Source organism: Rhodococcus sp. NPDC055112 (assembly GCF_053607505.1).
Genome location: NZ_JBSGTR010000045.1, coordinates 1 through 17,040 on the forward strand (window position 1 = coordinate 1; position 17,040 = coordinate 17,040).

At 70.1% G+C, this 17,040-nt stretch carries 16 protein-coding genes; 8 read left to right on the top strand and 8 right to left on the bottom strand.

The genetic code is table 11. The features are described 5' to 3' along the window. The first annotated feature begins 156 nt into the window (after positions 1-156). On the top strand, positions 157-501 hold the full coding sequence (locus ACWFRB_RS18650; RefSeq protein ID WP_452642646.1) for a YciI family protein: 345 nt from the start codon (positions 157-159) through the stop codon (positions 499-501). A gap of 5 nt (positions 502-506) precedes the next feature. Continuing rightward, positions 507-1,763 (top strand): RNA polymerase sigma factor, encoded by a 1,257-nt coding sequence (locus ACWFRB_RS18655; RefSeq protein WP_452642711.1) that lies wholly within the window; start codon positions 507-509, stop codon positions 1,761-1,763. Here the strand turns inward: ACWFRB_RS18655 and ACWFRB_RS18660 are convergent. Genes ACWFRB_RS18660 through ACWFRB_RS18680 form a run of 5 tightly spaced genes read right to left on the bottom strand, consistent with a single transcriptional unit; the run spans position 1,760 to position 7,196 of the window. Then, the gene (locus ACWFRB_RS18660) at positions 1,760-2,524 is read right to left on the bottom strand and encodes a sirohydrochlorin chelatase (RefSeq protein ID WP_452642713.1); all 765 of its coding nucleotides are present in this window, start codon (positions 2,522-2,524) and stop codon (positions 1,760-1,762) included. The genes ACWFRB_RS18655 and ACWFRB_RS18660 overlap by 4 nt on opposite strands. Positions 2,525-2,564: 40 nt before the next feature. Then, positions 2,565-3,848, bottom strand: a complete 1,284-nt coding sequence (locus ACWFRB_RS18665) for a sulfate adenylyltransferase subunit 1 (RefSeq protein ID WP_452642647.1) — start codon at positions 3,846-3,848, stop codon at positions 2,565-2,567. Continuing rightward, on the bottom strand, positions 3,848-4,783 hold the full coding sequence (gene cysD / locus ACWFRB_RS18670) for a sulfate adenylyltransferase subunit CysD (RefSeq protein WP_452642649.1): 936 nt from the start codon (positions 4,781-4,783) through the stop codon (positions 3,848-3,850). Before cysD ends, ACWFRB_RS18665 begins: the two co-directional genes overlap by 1 nt. Beyond that, a complete protein-coding gene (locus ACWFRB_RS18675) occupies positions 4,780-5,487 on the bottom strand; it encodes a phosphoadenylyl-sulfate reductase (protein ID WP_397514155.1) in 708 nt (235 codons plus the stop codon). Before ACWFRB_RS18675 ends, cysD begins: the two co-directional genes overlap by 4 nt. 11 nt (positions 5,488-5,498) lie before the next feature. Then, positions 5,499-7,196: a nitrite/sulfite reductase gene (locus ACWFRB_RS18680; protein WP_027499952.1), complete on the bottom strand. Its 1,698-nt coding sequence runs from the start codon at positions 7,194-7,196 to the stop codon at positions 5,499-5,501. 348 nt (positions 7,197-7,544) lie between these two features. On the opposite strand from ACWFRB_RS18680, the gene hemW reads away from it, so the two are divergent. After that, positions 7,545-8,741: a radical SAM family heme chaperone HemW gene (hemW, locus tag ACWFRB_RS18685; protein WP_452642651.1), complete on the top strand. Its 1,197-nt coding sequence runs from the start codon at positions 7,545-7,547 to the stop codon at positions 8,739-8,741. A 575-nt stretch (positions 8,742-9,316) separates the two neighbouring features. Here hemW and ACWFRB_RS18690 read toward each other — a convergent pair. After that, positions 9,317-10,861 carry an aldehyde dehydrogenase family protein gene (locus ACWFRB_RS18690; protein ID WP_452642652.1) on the bottom strand — a complete coding sequence of 515 codons (1,545 nt, stop codon included), beginning with the start codon at positions 10,859-10,861 and terminating at the stop codon, positions 9,317-9,319. Between the two features lie 164 nt (positions 10,862-11,025). Here ACWFRB_RS18690 and ACWFRB_RS18695 point away from each other — a divergent pair, with 164 nt between their 5' ends. The 3 genes from ACWFRB_RS18695 to ACWFRB_RS18705 all read left to right on the top strand — a co-directional run bounded on the left by ACWFRB_RS18695 (position 11,026) and on the right by ACWFRB_RS18705 (position 13,845). After that, the gene (locus ACWFRB_RS18695; RefSeq protein WP_452642653.1) at positions 11,026-12,030 is read left to right on the top strand and encodes an AraC family transcriptional regulator; all 1,005 of its coding nucleotides are present in this window, start codon (positions 11,026-11,028) and stop codon (positions 12,028-12,030) included. Between the two features lie 195 nt (positions 12,031-12,225). Then, positions 12,226-13,626: a WS/DGAT/MGAT family O-acyltransferase gene (locus ACWFRB_RS18700; protein WP_452642655.1), complete on the top strand. Its 1,401-nt coding sequence runs from the start codon at positions 12,226-12,228 to the stop codon at positions 13,624-13,626. 18 nt (positions 13,627-13,644) lie between these two features. Beyond that, positions 13,645-13,845: a hypothetical protein gene (locus ACWFRB_RS18705; RefSeq protein WP_452642657.1), complete on the top strand. Its 201-nt coding sequence runs from the start codon at positions 13,645-13,647 to the stop codon at positions 13,843-13,845. Positions 13,846-13,864: 19 nt separating this feature from the next. Here ACWFRB_RS18705 and ACWFRB_RS18710 read toward each other — a convergent pair whose 3' ends face one another. After that, a complete protein-coding gene (locus ACWFRB_RS18710; RefSeq protein WP_452642659.1) occupies positions 13,865-14,224 on the bottom strand; it encodes a hypothetical protein in 360 nt (119 codons plus the stop codon). A 35-nt stretch (positions 14,225-14,259) separates the two neighbouring features. Next, positions 14,260-14,562, bottom strand: coding sequence for a type II toxin-antitoxin system VapB family antitoxin (locus ACWFRB_RS18715; protein ID WP_027499959.1), 303 nt, complete (start codon positions 14,560-14,562; stop codon positions 14,260-14,262). Between the two features lie 199 nt (positions 14,563-14,761). Here ACWFRB_RS18715 and hrcA point away from each other — a divergent pair, with 199 nt between their 5' ends. Continuing rightward, positions 14,762-15,796, top strand: a complete 1,035-nt coding sequence (hrcA, locus tag ACWFRB_RS18720; protein ID WP_452642660.1) for a heat-inducible transcriptional repressor HrcA — start codon at positions 14,762-14,764, stop codon at positions 15,794-15,796. Positions 15,797-15,874: 78 nt separating this feature from the next. Next, on the top strand, positions 15,875-17,026 hold the full coding sequence (gene dnaJ, locus ACWFRB_RS18725) for a molecular chaperone DnaJ (RefSeq protein WP_452642662.1): 1,152 nt from the start codon (positions 15,875-15,877) through the stop codon (positions 17,024-17,026). Positions 17,027-17,040: the final 14 nt, after the last annotated feature.

Consider the following 17,040-nt stretch of genomic DNA (forward strand, 5'->3'; position numbering starts at 1 on the left):
CCTAGGCCGCTCCGCGGCCCGTGCGCGGTTGACGAGTCCAGACACTCGTCAACCGCGCACAGGCGCCGGAGGCGCCTAATGTCGATTCGACCGGGTTCCGTTCGTCGTCATTGAGTACGGCACCTCGCCGGACGATGAAACGACAGGAGTCGAACCATGAAGTACATGATGCTGATCAATGCGGCCTCCACCGATCCCGTCGCAAACGGGTGCACGCCCGAGGACTGGATGGTCTACGACAAGCAGGTCAGCGACGCGGGCATCTTCGTGTCCGGGGAATCGCTCGCGGACCTGACCACCGCCACCGCGGTCCGGGTCGGCGCTGACGGTGCACGGACCGTCACCGACGGCCCCTTCGCCGAGACCAGGGAGGTCCTGGGCGGCTTCTACGTGATCGACGTGCCGAACCTCGACGTCGCGCTCGACTGGGCCGCCCGCTGCCCGGGTGCCCGCGGTGGCGGATCGGTCGTGGTGCGGCCGATCGCCGACTTCGGGGAGTGACCGCGATGGACGAGCGGGCCGCGGCCGGATCGTCCGTCGAGGCCGTGTTCCGGGAGGAACGCGGCCGGCTGCTGGCCTCGCTCGTCCGCCGGTTCGGCGACCTCGACCTGGCCGAGGAGGTCACCTCGGAGGCGATCGAGGCCGCGCTGGTGCACTGGCCGGTGGACGGAGTTCCCGCCCGGCCCGGCGCCTGGCTGATGACGACGGCGCGGCGGCGGGCGGTCGACCGGCTCCGACGGGACCAGACCTACGCGGCCCGGCTCGCCGTCCTGCAGGTCGAGTCCGACCGGGCGGACCCCGCCCCGCCTGCCGACGCGCTCGCCGACCTGCCCGACGACCGGCTGCAGCTGTTCTTCACCTGCACCCACCCGGCGCTCGCGGACGAGGACAGGGCCGCGCTGACCCTGCGCTGCCTGGCCGGCCTGACGACGCCGGAGGTGGCCAGGGCCTTCCTCGTCCCGACCGCGACGATGGCGCAGCGAATCGTGCGGGCCAAGAAGAAGATCCGGCAGGCCCGGATCCCGTTCCGGGTGCCGGGTGCCGACGAGTTGCCGGAACGCCTGCCCGGGGTGCTCGGGGTGATCTACTCGGTCTTCACCGAGGGCTACGCGGCCAGCTCGGGTCCCGACCTGCAGCGACTCGACCTCGCGGAGGAGGCGATCCGGCTCGCCCGGATCCTGCGGCGTCTGCTCCCCGCCGAGCGCGAGGTCGCCGGGTTGCTTGCGCTGATGCTGCTGATCCACGCCCGCCGCGACGCGCGGACCGGGCCCGGCGGCGAGCTGGTACTGCTCGACGACCAGGACCGCAGCGACTGGGACCGCGCGGCCATCGAGGAGGGCGGCGCGCTGGTGGTCGTCGCGCTGACCGGTGGCGCGCCCGGCGTGTACGGGGTGCAGGCTGCCATCGCGGCCCTGCACGACGAGGCCGTGGACGTCGCGTCGACGGACTGGCCACAGGTGGTGGCGCTCTACGACGTGCTGCTCGCGCTGGCGCCGTCGCCGGTGGTCGCGCTGAACCGGGCGGTGGCAGTGGCGATGCGGGACGGACCGGAGGCGGGCCTGACCCTGCTCGACGGGTTGGCGGGGGAGCCGCGGCTGCGGGGCTATCACCCGTACGCGGTCGCCCGCGCGGACCTGCTGCAGCGGTTGGGCCGGTTCCCCGAGGCCGCGGCGGCCTACCGGGCGGCGCTGGCCACGGTCGGCACCGACGCCGAACGGGACCACCTGCGGCGCAGGCTAGACGAGGTCGAGCGGTCGGACTAGGCGGAGAGTTCGATCCGGGCGGCGGAGAGCCGCTCGACGCCCGCGGCGTACCGGTCGAGAGCGACCTCCGCGAGCAGGGGATGGGCGCCGATCACGTCGGCACGCAGCGATTCCGGTGCGCAGTCCTCGGCGGACCGGCCGATCCGGTCGGTGAGCAGGCCGGGCGCGAGGAACCACGGGGCGACGACGATCGACCGCGCGCCGCGGGCCCGGAGCGCCGAGACCGCCTGCGGCAGGCCGCGTCCGGTGGTCGCGAAGCAGACCTCGACGCCTGCCCACGCGGTGCCGGACCGCAGCCGCGGGCCGATGCGGGTGGTGAGTTCGTTGGCGGTCTCCGACGACGAACCGACCGCGGCAAGCACCACGCCGACCTCCGGATCGCCGAGATCGGTTCCCGTCTGGGTGATGCGGTCGCGCACTGCCGCCACCAACCGGTGGTCGTCGCCGAGCACCTCGGCCTGGACCAGGTCGAGCCCGGGGTGCCTGCGACGGCCGGCCGCGAGCAGCGAGGGCAGGTCCACCCGGGCGTGGAACGCGCTGCCCAACAGCAGCGGCACCACGATGGCGGACGAATGTCCCTCGGCGGCAACCGCATCGATCGCCTGGTCCACCGACGGGGCGGACAGGTCCAGGAAGCAGAGGCGGACGTCCAGGTCGGGGCGCAACGCCCGGATGCCGTCCACCGCGGCCGCGACCGCCCGCGCGGAGCGGGGGTCTCGGCTGCCGTGGGCGACCGCGATCAGCGGCGCCGGGACGGGCATGGGGGACGCGTGCGCCCCGACCTGGATGTCGAACACGACGCTAGACGCGCGCGAGCTCGACGGCGGCGATCGCGTCGCCGACCAGGCCGGCCGCGAGCGTGTTGCCGCCAGCCGGATCGATCAGCAGGAAGCTGCCGGTGTGCCGGTTGACGGTGTAGTCGTCCGCCACGATCGGCTCCGCGACGCGCACCGAGATCTTGCCGATCTCGTTGAGCTCGAGGGTGTCCGGGCTCTGCGCCGTGGTGAGGTCCTGCTCGTCGAACCGCTCCACGATGCCGCCGACGATCGCCTGCGTGGTGCGGGTGCCGTGCTTGAGCAGCAGGCGGGCGCCTGGCCGCAGCGGCTTCTCGGCGAGCCAGCAGACCGTCGCCTCGAACTCGCCGATCGGCTCGGGCGCGTCCTCGACGGAGGCGATGGTGTCGCCGCGCGAGACGTCGACGTCGTCGGCCAGGATCAGCGTGACGCTGCGCCCCGCGTTCGCGACGTCGAGCTCACCGTCGGCGGTGTCGACGCGCTCGACGGTGGTGCGGGTGCCGGACGGCAGGATCACCACCTCGTCGCCCGGACGGACCGAACCCGCGGCCACCTGACCGGCGTAGCCGCGGTAGTCGAGGAAGTCGGCGGTGCGCGGCCGGATCACGTACTGGACCGGGAAGCGCAGGCCGACCCGGTGCGGCTCGGCGTCCACGGGGATCGACTCGAGGTGCTCGATCAGGGTGGGGCCGTTGTAGTACGGGGTGTTCTCGGAGCGGACGGCCACGTTGTCGCCGTGCAGCGCGGAGACCGGGATCTCCACGACGTCCTCGGATGCCCACCCCAGCGAGGTGGTCAGCGCGTTGAACTCCTCGGAGATGTCCGCGAACACCTGGGCGGGGTTCTCGACCAGGTCGATCTTGTTGACCGCGAGCACCAGCTTCGGCACTCCGAGCAGCGCGAGCACGGCGGCGTGCTTGCGGGTCTGCGAGATGACGCCCTTGCGCGCGTCGACCAGCAGGATCACCAGCTGCGCGGTGGACGCGCCGGAGACGGTGTTGCGGGTGTATTGCACGTGGCCGGGGGTGTCCGCCAGCACGAACGTGCGGTTGGGCGTCGCGAAGTAGCGGTACGCCACGTCGATGGTGATGCCCTGCTCACGCTCCGCGCGCAGGCCGTCGACGAGCAGCGACAGGTCCGGGGTGTCGAGCCCACGGTCCACCGACGCGCGGGTGACGGCGTCGATCTGGTCGGCGAGAACGGATTTCGTGTCGTACAGCAGCCGGCCCACCAGGGTGGACTTGCCGTCGTCGACGCTGCCCGCGGTGGCGAGTCGAAGGAGGTCGCTCATCAGAAGTAGCCCTCTCGCTTGCGGTCTTCCATGGCCGCTTCGGAAACTCGGTCGTCGCCACGGGTGGCGCCGCGCTCGGTCAGTCGCGACGCCGCGACCTCGGCCAGGATGGCCTCGTTGTCGGCGGCCTCGGACAGCACCGCGCCGGTGGTGGAGCCGTCGCCGACGGTGCGGTAGCGCACCGACAGGTTCTGCACCTCTTCGCCGTCCCGCGGTCCGCCCCAGACGCCGGAGGTCATCCACATGCCGTCGCGCTGGTACACCTCGCGCTCGTGGGCGTAGTAGATGCTGGCCAGCTCGACGTTGTCGCGGGCGATGTAGCGCCAGATGTCGAGCTCGGTGAAGTTGCTCAGCGGGAACACGCGGACCTGCTCGCCGGGGGAGTGCTTGCCGTTGTACAGGTTCCACAGCTCGGGACGCTGCTTCTTCGGGTCCCACTGGCCGAACGCGTTGCGCAGCGAGAAGATCCGCTCCTTGGCGCGGGCCCGCTCCTCGTCGCGGCGGGCGCCGCCGAACACCGCGTCGAAGCGGTTCTCGGCGATGGCGTCCAGCAGCGGCACCGTCTGCAGCGGGTTGCGGATGCCGTCGGGCCGCTCGGTGAGCCTGCCGTCGGCGAGGTAGTCCTCGACCTTGGCCACGTGCAGGCGCAGGTTGTACTTCTCGACAACGTGGTCGCGGAAGTCCAGCACCTCCTGCAGGTTGTGCCCGGTGTCCACGTGCAGCAGCGCGAAGGGAAGCGGCGCGGGCCAGAAGGCCTTGATGGCCAGGTGCAGCAGCACCGTGGAGTCCTTGCCGCCGGAGAACAGGATCACCGGGCGCTCGAACTCGCCTGCCACCTCACGGAAGATGTGGATGGCCTCGGACTCGAGGGCGGCGAGGGTGTCGAAGTCGGTGCCGTCGAGTTGCGGTCGGATGTCGGTCAGTTCAGCAGTCATGAGGCGTGCAACCCGCATTCTGTCTTGGCGTTACCGGCCCACCGTCCGCTGCGCGGATCGGAGCCGGGGGCTGGCTTGGCGGTGCACGGCGCGCACCCGATTGATGGATAGCCTTCGTCGACAAGCGGATTCACCAGGATCGAGTGCTTGTCGATGTAGGCCTGCATGTCGTCGTCGGACCACGCGGCGATCGGGTTGATCTTCACGAGCCCGAACGCGTCGTCGAACGAGATCAGCGGGGCGTTGGCGCGGGTGGGGGACTCGACCCGGCGGATGCCGGTCACCCAGGCCTTGTATCCGGCGAGCGACTTCTTCAGCGGCGCGACCTTGCGCAGTGCGCAGCACCGGCCGGGGTCGCGGGCGAACAGGTCCTTGCCCTCGGCCGCGTCCTGCTCGGCGACGCTGGCCTCGGCCTGGACGTTGATGACGTTCACCCCGTACACCGCCTCGACCGCGTCGCGGGTGCCGATGGTCTCCGCGAAGTGGTAGCCGGTCTCGAGGAACAGCACGTCGACGCCGGGGTGCACCTGGGCGGCCAGGTGCACAAGAACGCCGTCCTGCATGTTCGACGCGACGATGTAGTCGGTCCCGAACGTGTCCTCCGTCCACTGCAGCAGCTCCTGCGCGGACGCGCCGTCGAGGCTCGCCGCGGCCTGCTCGGCGAGCGCGCGGAGGTCGTCCGCGGTCGCGGTGGCCAGATCCAATTTCGCTTCGGTCAACGGAGATCCCCCTCGTCTGCTCGGACGGCCCACTCGGCGAAGCGTTCGCCCGCATTGCGGTGCTTGACGAACTGCCGGACCACCCGGTCGATGTAGTCGCCCATCTCGGTGCTGGCGACCTTGTGCTGGCGCAGCTTGCGGCCGAAGGCCACGTCGAATCCGAGGCTGCCTCCCAGGTGAACCTGGAAGCCCTCCACCTGATTCCCCTCACCGTCGTCGATGAGCATGCCCTTGAAGCCGATGTCCGCGACCTGCGAGCGGGCGCACGAGTTGGGGCAGCCGTTGATGTTGATGGTGATCGGCACGTCGAGCTGCGCGTTGATGTCCGCGAGTCGCTGCTCGAGCTCGGGCACCAGCACCTGCGAGCGCTTGCGGGTCTCGGCGAACGACAGCTTGCAGAACTCGATGCCGGAGCAGGCCATCAGGTTCTGTCGCCAGTGCGACGGGCGGGCGGGCAGGCCCAGCTCGTCGAGGTCGGCGATCAGCTGATCGAGCTTGTCGTCGGCGACGTCGAGGATGATCAGCTTCTGGTACGGCGTGAAGCGGATCTTGTCGCTGCCTGCCTTCTCGGCGGCGTCGGCGACCTTCGCGAGGATGGTGCCGGAGACCCGGCCCGCGATCGGCGCGAAGCCGACGGCGTTGAGACCGTTGCGGGTCTTCTGGACGCCGACGTGGTCGATCGGCCGCTTGGGCTGCTCGGGCGCGGGGCCGTCGATCAGCTTCCGCTTGAGGTACTCGGTCTCGAGCACCTCACGGAACTTCTCGATGCCCCAGTCCTTGATGAGGAACTTCAGCCGCGCCTTGGACCGCAGTCGGCGGTAGCCGTAGTCGCGGAAGATCGAGACAACGGCCTCCCACACGTCCGGCACCTCGTCGAGCGGCACCCAGACGCCGACGCGCTGCGCCAGCATCGGGTTCGTCGAGAGCCCGCCGCCGACCCACAGGTCAAGGCCGGGTCCGTGCTCGGGATGGTTGACGCCGATGAACGCGACGTCGTTGATCTCGTGCACCACGTCCTGCTGGCCGGAGATCGCGGTCTTGAACTTGCGCGGCAGGTTCGAGTACTCGGGCTTGCCGATGTAGCGGCGGACGATCTCGTCGATCGCCGGGGTCGGGTCGAGGACCTCGTCGAGGGACTCGCCTGCCAGCGGAGACCCGAGGACGACGCGGGGGCAGTCGCCGCAGGCCTCGGTGGTCTTGAGGCCGACGGACTCGAGCCGCTTCCAGATCTCGGGGACGTTCTCGACCTCGATCCAGTGGTACTGGACGTTCTCGCGGTCCGAGAGGTCGGCGGTGTCGCGGCCGAACTCGGTGGAGATCCCCGCGATGGTGCGCAGCTGCTCGACGTTGAGGGCGCCTGCGTCGCAGCGCACCCGCATCATGAAGTACTTCGCCTCGAGCAGGTCGATGTTCTCGTCGCCGGTGAAGGTGCCGTCGTAGCCCTGCTCGCGCTGGGTGTAGAGGCCCCACCAACGCATCCGGCCGCGCAGGTCGGACTTGTCGATGCTGTCGAATCCCTGCTTCGAGTAGATGTTCTCGATGCGGGCGCGGACGTTGAGGGGGTTGTCGTCCTTCTTGGCCTGCTCGTTGGCGTTCAGCGGCTCGCGGTAGCCGAGGGCCCACTGGCCCTCGGCACGGCGCTTGGCCGGCCGCGGCGCGCGGGCGGGAGGAGGAGTGTCGACACTTTGCGACATCGGAGGCGCTCCAGAATCTTCTTCGGTGCGCCGGTCTGTGATGGCATCGCCGACGGGGAGGGCTGTCCCCGCAGGCACATCCGAGACCGGCCGGGACTGAGAGGGGGCTGGCGAATGGCGTCTACGCAGGCAAGGGCAGACAGCTACAGACACGCTTGAGATCGACGTGGCGTCGAGCCACGAGCGCAATCCCAAGTCCGGTCACCCGGCCAATTGTGCCAGATCGCCTCGCCGATTCCGACACCCGGACATCATTTCCCCCTGATCTGGGGGAAATGCGCAGGCAGGGCGATGTGTGGCGCTCGTCACGTCCTCTGGTAATGGGACACTGATGAGGTGAGTGGATCGATGACCGAGCCGGTGGCTGCTGCGTTTGCGCTGCCGGACCATGCCCTGGCCGGAGTGGGGTCGCGTCCGTTCGGCATCTACATCCACGTCCCGTTCTGCGCGACGCGCTGCGGGTACTGCGACTTCAACACGTACACGGCGGGGGAGCTGGGCACCTCCGCGTCGCCGCAGTCCTGGCTCGAGGGTCTGCGTCGAGAGCTGGACGCGGCGGCAGCGATGCTCGGTGCCGAGGGCGCGGTGCCCGCGGCGGAGACGGTGTTCGTCGGCGGCGGCACGCCGTCGCTGCTCGGCGGCGACGGGCTGGCCGACGTGCTGGGCGCGGTCCGCTCGAGCTTCGGCCTTGCCGCGGGCGCGGAGGTGACCACGGAATCGAACCCCGAGTCCACCTCGCCCGAGTTCTTCGACCGCCTCCGCGAGGCCGGCTTCACCCGCATCTCGCTCGGCATGCAGTCGGCGGCGCAACACGTGCTGCGGATCCTCGACCGCACCCACACCCCCGGGCGACCGGTCGCTGCGGCCGTGGAGGCGCGCGCGGCGGGGTTCGAGCACGTGAACCTGGACCTGATCTACGGCACACCCGGCGAGCGCGACGAGGACCTCGACGCGTCCCTGGATGCGGTGCTCGCCGCGGGTGTCGACCACGTCTCGGCCTACGCGCTGATCGTGGAGGACGGCACCGCGCTGGCAAGGAAGGTGCGACGCGGCGACCTGCCCGCCCCCGACGACGACGTCCTCGCCGCCCGGTACGAGCGGATCGATGCGCGCCTCGCCGACGCCGGGCTGACCTGGTACGAGGTGTCGAACTGGGCGAAGGAGGGTGCCGAGTGCAGGCACAACCTGGGGTACTGGGACGGCGGCGACTGGTGGGGCGCGGGTCCCGGCGCGCACGGTCACGTCGGCGGGGTGCGCTGGTGGAACGTCAAGCACCCCGCCCGCTACGCCGACCGGCTGACGGCGGGTGAACTGCCCGTCGCGGACAGCGAGCAGCTCACCGACGAGGATCGGCACATGGAGCGGGTGATGCTGACGATGCGGCTGCGGTCCGGGCTGCCTGCGTCGGACCTGCGCCCGAGCGAGCTCGCGGCCGCCGAGCAGGTCGTCGCGGACGGACTGCTCTCGCGCGTCGGTGACCGACTGGTGCTCACCGACCGCGGCAGGTTGCTGGCCGACGGCGTGATCCGCGACATCCTGAGCTGAACCCTCACTACGCAACTCCGCCCGCCCGGAATCCTGTGCGGGCGGGCGGAGTTGCGGCCGTCTGGGTGCGCCTACGAACCGACGGTCAGCTCAGGACCCGCCTCCCAGCAACAATCCGAAGAATTGTTCCGTGGATTTGGGGCAGCGGTTCCCCGGGCCGTCGAGTGTGTAGCAGTCGAGCCAGGGGGAATCGTCGCCGATTGAGCCGGTCCCGGTCCCGATGAGAAGCACTGCGACTGCCGGCCACATCAGGAACGGCCCAGAGTCGGGGCCAATCAAGCTGCCGCTGTCGGGGGCTTCCTCGGCCGATGCAGTACCCCCACCGAGGGCCAGGCCGCCACCGAGCAGAGCCGCGGCGACAAGGACAGACGCGCCGCGGCGCGCCAGGGATCGTGACATGAGGTTCCTTCGTTCGAAGTGTGCTTGCTGGGTGGCCCGCATCGCACGCCCCCCCCGATCGGTCAGAGTAGGGCGAGTCAGCCGGGCCCACAGTCGAATTCGGAAAGCAGCGTCGTCGCAGGTCAACCGTTAAACAGGACCGGCACCGACAGCGGGGGCGGTCTGGTTTCCGAGCGTCACCGACGGGTTGCGGAGAGCCGCCTGCGAACGTCGCGGGCGACGATCGCCCGCAGCAGCCGGGCCGCGACCCGCCCGCGTGAGGGCGTGTACGGGTACCACAGCGGTTCGTTCGTCGGGGTGGGGAACCGGGGCGCGGTGACGGCCTGGACCCGGCAGTATTTCTGCAGGCCCGAATCTCCCCCGAAACGCGCGCCGATCCCGGAGCTCTTCCACCCGCCGTGCGGCAGGCCGAAGCAGAAGAGGTTGCTGAACACGTCGTTGATGTTGACCGCCCCGGCCTCGAGGCGTCGTGCGACGGCGTTCCCGCGCGAGCGGCTGCCGGTCCAGACCGTCGCGGACAGGCCGTAGACGGAGTCGTTGGCGAGCCGCACGGCCTCGTCCGCGTCGGCCACCTTCATCACCGGGATGGTGGGGCCGAAGGTCTCCTCGGTCATGCAGGCCATGGTGTGGTCCACGTCGACCAGCACGGTCGGTTCGAAGAAGGTCCCCTCGCCGGTCGGGGCGCCGCCGATCGCCGCGGTGGCGCCGCGGGCGATCGCGTCGTCGACGTGACGGCGCACGATGTCGAGCTGGTTCGCGTTGGCGAGCGCACCCACGTCCGCGGAGTAGGAGTCGTCGTCGGCGCCCTGACGCAGCGCCCGGACCTTCTCGGTGAGCAGCGCGACGAACTCGTCGTGAACCGACGCCTCGACGTAGACCCGTTCGACGGAGATGCAGGCCTGGCCGGCGTTCATCAGTCCGCCCCAGAGGATCCCGTTGGCGGCGCGCTCGAGGTCGGCGTCGGCCAGCACTATCGCGGCGTCCTTGCCGCCGAGTTCGACGCTGCAGGGGATCAGGCGCTCGCCCGCCCTGGCGGCGATCGTGCGGCCGGTGGCGGTGGAGCCGGTGAACTGCACCATGTCCACGACGTCGACGACGGCCGCGCCGGTGCCCCCACGGCCGGTGACACAGGCCAACACCGGCGGTGCGCCGATCTCCCGCCATCCGCGCGCCAGCTCGAGCGCCGACAGCGGGGTCACCTCGGACGGCTTGAGGATGACGGCGGCGCCTGCGAGCAGTGCGGGGATCACGTCCATGGCGGGCATCAGCAGTGGGAAGTTCCACGGCGTGATCACGCCGACCACCGGATGCGGACGGTAGGTCTTGCGCTTCGACTTGCTGAGGCTGAACGTGCCTGCGTTCGGGAGCTTCGCGTCGGCCAGGGCACGCGGCGCGCGGGAGGCGTAGAAATTGATGATCTCGGCGACCACCGGCATCTCGATCGCAGCTTCGGCCCGCGGCTTGCCGGTCTCCGATTGGAGGACATCCATCAGATGGATCTCATTGTCCAGCAACCAGTCCCGCAGTTCGAACAGCCACCTCGCTCGCCCCTTGGGGCCGAGTGCCTCCCAGGCCGGCTGCTGTGCGCGGAGCTCGTCGACCGCCTCGGCGATGGAGTCGGGCTCGGTGTCTGGGACCGACCCGACCACCTCGCCGGTCGCCGGGCAGTGGACGGTCACGGGCGGTCGGCCGGTCGTCGGCACCATCTGATCGATACTCATCGCGCACTCCTCGGTGGTGGGTGACGTCGAGTATCGGTGTGATCGGAGCGGCGGCGCTTGGCCGATTCGGCCAACAACCAAGGGCCTTTTGGGTCAGCGGCACAAGTGGGCAGGCGGGCATCTCCGGAACCGTGCGGCGCGTAGCCTGAGTGTGGAGGCGAAAGATGCACGATAAATCGCCTGCAGCGGGTGCGCCCGAACCGACGCGCCGGGTGTCGGCATTTCAGGCCCGAACCCTCGACGAAGCGCGTGCGGCCGTCGGCGGGACGTACTACCCCCACCGGCTGGCCCAGCTCACCACGGATTCCGACCTCGACATGTCGCTACGCACCGTGCAGCTCGGTCCGGTGTCCGTGGGGCGGTTGTCGTACGGAGCGGACGTGCGCATCGACCTCGGCGAGCTGGAAAGTGCCTACCACGTGAGCATTCCGATGTCGGGCGGCATCGAGTCGGAAGCCGGCGGCGAGTCCGATGTGGTCACCCCTGGGCGTGCGTCCATCTACCTCCCGCATCGCTCCACCAGGATCACACGATGGAGCGCGGACTGCGTTGTGTACGGCATCAAATTCGATCGTGCCTACCTCGAGTCCGAACTTCGCGCCCTACTCGGCCGGCCGGTAGGCAAACCGGTGAACTTCGACCCCGTGCTCGATCTGTCCAGCAAGGCGGGTGCAAGCTGGTTGGCGCTGGTCCGGACCCTCGCCGCGGAACTCGACGACGACAGCAGCCTGCTCTACAACGAGCTGGTTTCGAGCCGACTGGTCGATGCCGTGACCACCGGCCTGCTGCTCGCGGCGAATCACGACAGCAGCGACATCCTGGACTCGCCCGCGCAGGCGGCCCGCCCGCGCACCATCGGCAGGGCCATCGACGCGATTCACGCTCATCCCGAGGACTCCTGGACCGTCAGCAGGCTGGCGACACTCGTGGGCGTCAGTGTCCGCACCCTCCAGGACGGATTCCAGCGGTACGTCGGGGTCGCGCCGCTGGCCTACCTTCGCGATGTGCGGCTCGAGCGGGCTCACGAGGACCTGATCCGGTCGAATCCGGCCGTCGTCGCGGTCACCGACGTGGCCTACCGGTGGGGGTTCCGGCACCTCGGCCGATTCGCCCTCGATTACCGGAAGCGGTACGGACAACCGCCGTCGCAGACCCTCACCACGACGTGACCCGGACGGCAAATCCCCCGGCACGCCGAAGTCCCTGCGCAATCGGGACATCGCCCGCGCTTCGGGGACAGCCTTCAGGTGTTGCTGCATCTACCGTTGGCCGCATCGTTGTCGCTGGACAAAATCCAGGACACGCCCCCTCGGCTCCACGAACCGCGTGATCGTCCGGGTGCGGGCACATGGAAAGGCCGAAACTTGCTGCTGCCGATGGCGCCGACCGATTCGATGTTCCTGCTGGGCGAGTCCCGCGACCATCCGATGCACGTCGGGGGGCTCGCGCTGTTCGCTCCGCCGGAGGGCGCCGATGCGTGCGATGTGCGGGCTCTGCTCGATTCGTCGTTGGGTCGGGGCGATGTCGCGCCGCTGTTGCGCAAACGCGCCCGTCGGTCGGTGACCTCCCTGGGGCAGTGGGGCTGGGAGACGGATGTCGAGGTCGACCTCGGACACCACGTGCGTCACGACGCCCTGCCGCGTCCCGGTGGGATCACGGAACTGCTGGAGTTGGTCTCCCGCCTGCACGCCGTGTTGCTGGACCGGAGCAGGCCGCTGTGGGAGATGCACCTGATAGAGGGCCTCGCTGACGGCCGCTTCGCGGTGTACACGAAGATCCACCACGCCCTCGCGGACGGCGTGTCGGCGATGAAGCTGCTGCGCCGTGGGCTCAGCGCGGATCCGGCACGGCGGGAGATGCCAGCGCCCTGGGAGCCGCTGGTACGCGAGCGCGGCGCGCTGCGACTCGTCCCGGACCCGAAGGCGGGCGGCCCCGGACCCCTCGGCGTGCCTGCCACGGCGCTGCGCGTCGCCCGCGGCGCGCTCGGTGAGTTGGGAGGTCTCGTGCCCGCGCTCGTGGGCACCGTCGACCGGGCCATGCACGGGCGTGGCGGATCGCTCTCGCTCTCTGCGCCCGGGTCGATGCTCAACGTGCCGATCGGTGGGGCCCGACGGTTTGCGGTGCGCTCCTGGCCGATCGATCGGCTACGGCTGGTCGCCAAGCATGCCGAGGTGACCATCAACGACGTCGTGCTCGCGATGTGCTCAGGGGCGCTGCGCGGCTACCTGGGCGACTTCGAGGCGTTGCCCGCCGACCCGCTGATCGCGATGGTGCCGGTCTCGCTACGCGGCGAGCAGCGGGAGAGCAAGGCAGGCAACGAGATCGGGGTGCTGATGTGCAATCTCGCCACCGACCTCGCCGACCCGGCTAAGCGGCTCGCGACCGTGACGGCATCCATGCGCGAGGGCAAACAGGCGCTGCGGGCGATGAGCTCGGCGCAGGCTCTGGCGATGAGTGCGCTCGGGGCCGCGCCGCTCGCACTTGGCATGTTCGGAATGGGCGGGCCGGTCCGCCCGCCCAACGTGATGATCTCCAACGTTCCCGGGCCTGCCACGCCTCTGTACTGGAACGGCGCCAGACTGACCGCGCTGTATCCGCTGTCGATCCCGGTCGACGGACAGGCCCTCAACATCACGTGCACCAGTACCGATGACGAGATCGCGTTCGGGCTGACCGGCTGCAGGCGAGCGGTGCCGCTCCTTCAGCCCCTGCTCGGTCACCTCGACGACGAACTCTGCGCCCTCGAAAAGACCGTCGGCCTGTAGGCCCGGACAGGAGATCACATGAACCACCCAGCAGCAGGCCGGGCCCTCGTCCCCGCCGAACCGTCGACCTCCCGGCTCCGATCGTCGCCTACCATCGCGCTCGGCTCCGGGGTCTCGGCCTGCGCGCCCGCATTGATCGTGACCGGATCCGTCGTCCTGTGCGCGCTCGTTGCCTTGTTCACCGTCGCCTGTGTCGGTTTCGCCGCCCTGATGATCTGACGCGACCAACGCCCTGGCGTCACGCCTGGCGCTTGCCGCCACCGGGGATCCGGTCGGTGAACCGCGCGAGCCGGCCGGCATCGCGAGCCAGCACCTCGGCGTCGCGGGCGATGATCGCGGCGCTGCCGTCGATGCCCTGCGCGCTCACCGCGATCCGTTCGGCGCTCTCGGCGATCTGCCTGGCGGCCACCAGCAACTCCGAGAGGTCGTCCAGGGCGGGGCCGAGTCGATCGATGAGCGCACCGAGTTGTTGCGCCCGGTCCACGATCGGGGAGAACGCGTCGAAGACGCCGCGGGCCAAGGCGAGGGTCGTCATGAACTGACGCTCCAGGTCGCGGAGTTCGCCGAATCCACGCGTGACCACGCGTTCCGGCAGCATGAGTGCGCTGGCGATGTTGATGGTGGCTCCTCGCGTCAGCGGATCGCGTCGTAGTCGAAGACCCTGGCGTGCAGGACGACCCTGTTGCGCAGGGCGGAGCGGACCGCGCGGTGCAGGCCGTCCTCGAGATAGATCACGCCGTCCCAGAGCACCGCGTGCGGGAACAGGTCGCCGTAGAAGGTGGAGTCCTCGGACAGCAGTCGATCCAGCTCCAGGACCTTGGTCGTGGTCACGATCTCGTCGAGGCGCACCTGCCGCGGCGGGATCTTCGACCAGTCGCGGATCGACAGCCCATGGTCCGGGTACGGCTTGCCGTCCCTCACGCCCTTGAAAATCATCGGTGTTTCCGTCGCGGTAGTCGGGGTGCGCGGTCGGCGCCTGGCGCCGTTGGCGCACCACACACAGTAAGGCCTCGCGGGGCGAGCCCGGCAGGGCGATTAGACTGGTAGCCGGTCGCGGGGGTGTGAACCACGCCGACCGCGACGATGGTCTCGCCGGACTTCCGGACGGGGGAGTTGGGTGACGGAGGTGGCGGCTGTGTCGAGTACCGATGAACGACGTTTCGAGGTGCTGCGCGCGATCGTCGCCGACTACGTCGCCACCCAGGAGCCGATCGGCTCGAAGGCCCTCGTCGAGCGCCACAACCTGGGCGTCTCCAGTGCCACCGTGCGCAATGACATGGCCGTGCTCGAGGCCGAGGGCTACATCGCCCAGCCGCACACCAGCTCGGGCCGGGTGCCGACGGACAAGGGCTACCGGCAGTTCGTGGACCGGATCGCCGACGTCAAGCCGCTCTCGCCCGCCGAACGCCGCGCCATCCTGGAGTTCCTCGAATCCGGCGTCGACCTGGACGACGTTCTCCGCCGCGGGGTGCGGTTGCTGGCCCAGCTGACCAGGCAGGTCGCGGTCGTGCAGTACCCGACGCTCTCGTCGTCCTCGGTCCGCCACCTCGAGGTGGTCGCGCTGACCCCGGCCCGGCTGCTGCTGGTGCTCATCACCGACTCCGGTCGCGTGGATCAGCGCATCGTCGAACTGGGCGACGTGATCGACGACGAGAATCTGTCCCGGCTGCGGAACCTGCTGGGTGGCGCGCTGGAGGGCAAGCGCCTGGCCGCCGCGTCGATCGCCGTCTCGGAGCTCGCCGCCGACGCCCCGGACCACCTGCGTGACGCCGTGGTCCGCTCGGCGACGGTGCTGATCGAGACCCTCGTCGAGCACCCCGAGGAGCGGCTGGTGCTGGGCGGCACCTCGAACCTGACCCGCAATGCGGCGGACTTCACCGGGTTCCCCGGTTCGCTGCGGTCCGTCCTCGAGGCCCTCGAGGAGCAGGTCATCGTGCTCAAGCTGCTCGCCGCCACCGGCGACGCGGGCAAGGTGACCGTCCGCATCGGCGAAGAGACCCAGATGGAGCAGATCCGCGGGACCTCGGTGATCACCACCGGCTACGGCGCGGGTGGCAACGTCTTCGGCGGCATGGGGGTGCTCGGCCCCACCCGGATGGACTACCCGGGAACAATCGCATCGGTCGCCGCCGTTGCGAGGTATATCGGCGAGGTACTCGCCGAGCGCTGACGCGCGTGCGCGGGCGGCCGCGAGCAGGACTTTCACTGACAGCTGGAACTGATCGACAACGAGGACGAGAGACTTAACGTGGCACGGGATTACTACGGACTTCTGGGCGTCAGCACGAAGGCGACCGATCAGGAGATCAAGCGGGCGTACCGCAAGCTCGCCAGGGAGCTGCATCCCGACGTCAACCCCGACGAGGCGGCGCAGGCGCGGTTCAAGGACATCTCGACCGCATACGAGGTGCTCTCCGATCCGGAGAAGCGACGCATCGTCGACCTCGGCGGCGACCCGCTGTCGCAGGGTGGCGGGGGCGGCGCCGGCTTCGGTGGTGCCGGCTTCGGTGGCGGACTCGGCGACGTGTTCGAGGCGTTCTTCGGCGGCGGCGGCCAGACCAGCCGCGGACCCCGCGGCCGCGTCCAGCCCGGTGCCGATTCGCTGCTGCGGACCAAGCTGACCCTCGAGGAATGCGCCACCGGCGTCACCAAGCACATCACCGTGGACACCGCGATCCTCTGCGACGCGTGCACCGGTGCCGGAACCAACGGCGACTCCAAGCCCGTGACCTGCGAGACCTGCCGCGGCGCAGGCGAGGTGCAGTCCGTCCAGCGCTCGTTCCTCGGCCAGGTTATGACCTCCCGTCCGTGCCCGACCTGTCGCGGCGCCGGCGAGACGATCCCCGATCCCTGCCACAAGTGCGGCGGCGACGGACGGGTACGCGCCCGCCGCGACATCGCGGTGAAGGTCCCGGTCGGCGTGAGCGGCGGCATGCGGATCCGGCTGGCCGCGCAGGGCGAGGTCGGTCCAGGCGGCGGCCACGCAGGCGACCTGTACGTCGAGATCATCGAGCAGCAGCACGACGTGTTCGTCCGCGACGGCGACGACCTGCACTGCACGGTCCGCGTCCCGATGGTCGACGCGGCGCTCGGCACCACCGTCACCGTCAACACGATCATCGACGGCCCGACGGAGATCACCATTCCCGCGGGCACCCAGCCGGGCAAGGTCGAATCGGTCCGTGGACACGGCATGCCGAAGCTGCGTTCCGGGGTGCGCGGCGACCTGCACGCGCACCTGGAGGTCGTGGTCCCCGCGCGCCTCGACGGCAAGCAGACCGCGGCGCTGAACGCGTTCAAGGACCTGCGCGACAAGGACCACGCCGAGGTCGTCACCACCGCCTCGCAGCACAACGGCGGACTGTTCTCCCGGCTGCGCGACGCGTTCAGCGGTCGCTGACGGGTCGGGCGAAC

Excerpts from the sequence above, each read along its gene's own strand:
- ACWFRB_RS18650 (WP_452642646.1), top strand. The coding sequence starts at position 157 with ATGAAGTACATGATGCTGATCAATGCGGCCTCCACCGATCCCGTCGCA.
- ACWFRB_RS18655 (WP_452642711.1), top strand. The coding sequence starts at position 507 with ATGGACGAGCGGGCCGCGGCCGGATCGTCCGTCGAGGCCGTGTTCCGG.
- ACWFRB_RS18660 (WP_452642713.1), bottom strand. The coding sequence starts at position 2,524 with ATGCCCGTCCCGGCGCCGCTGATCGCGGTCGCCCACGGCAGCCGAGAC.
- ACWFRB_RS18665 (WP_452642647.1), bottom strand. The coding sequence starts at position 3,848 with ATGAGCGACCTCCTTCGACTCGCCACCGCGGGCAGCGTCGACGACGGC.
- cysD (WP_452642649.1), bottom strand. The coding sequence starts at position 4,783 with ATGACTGCTGAACTGACCGACATCCGACCGCAACTCGACGGCACCGAC.
- ACWFRB_RS18680 (WP_027499952.1), bottom strand. The coding sequence starts at position 7,196 with ATGTCGCAAAGTGTCGACACTCCTCCTCCCGCCCGCGCGCCGCGGCCG.
- hemW (WP_452642651.1), top strand. The coding sequence starts at position 7,545 with ATGACCGAGCCGGTGGCTGCTGCGTTTGCGCTGCCGGACCATGCCCTG.
- ACWFRB_RS18690 (WP_452642652.1), bottom strand. The coding sequence starts at position 10,861 with ATGAGTATCGATCAGATGGTGCCGACGACCGGCCGACCGCCCGTGACC.
- ACWFRB_RS18695 (WP_452642653.1), top strand. The coding sequence starts at position 11,026 with ATGCACGATAAATCGCCTGCAGCGGGTGCGCCCGAACCGACGCGCCGG.
- ACWFRB_RS18705 (WP_452642657.1), top strand. The coding sequence starts at position 13,645 with ATGAACCACCCAGCAGCAGGCCGGGCCCTCGTCCCCGCCGAACCGTCG.
- ACWFRB_RS18710 (WP_452642659.1), bottom strand. The coding sequence starts at position 14,224 with ATGCTGCCGGAACGCGTGGTCACGCGTGGATTCGGCGAACTCCGCGAC.
- ACWFRB_RS18715 (WP_027499959.1), bottom strand. The coding sequence starts at position 14,562 with ATGATTTTCAAGGGCGTGAGGGACGGCAAGCCGTACCCGGACCATGGG.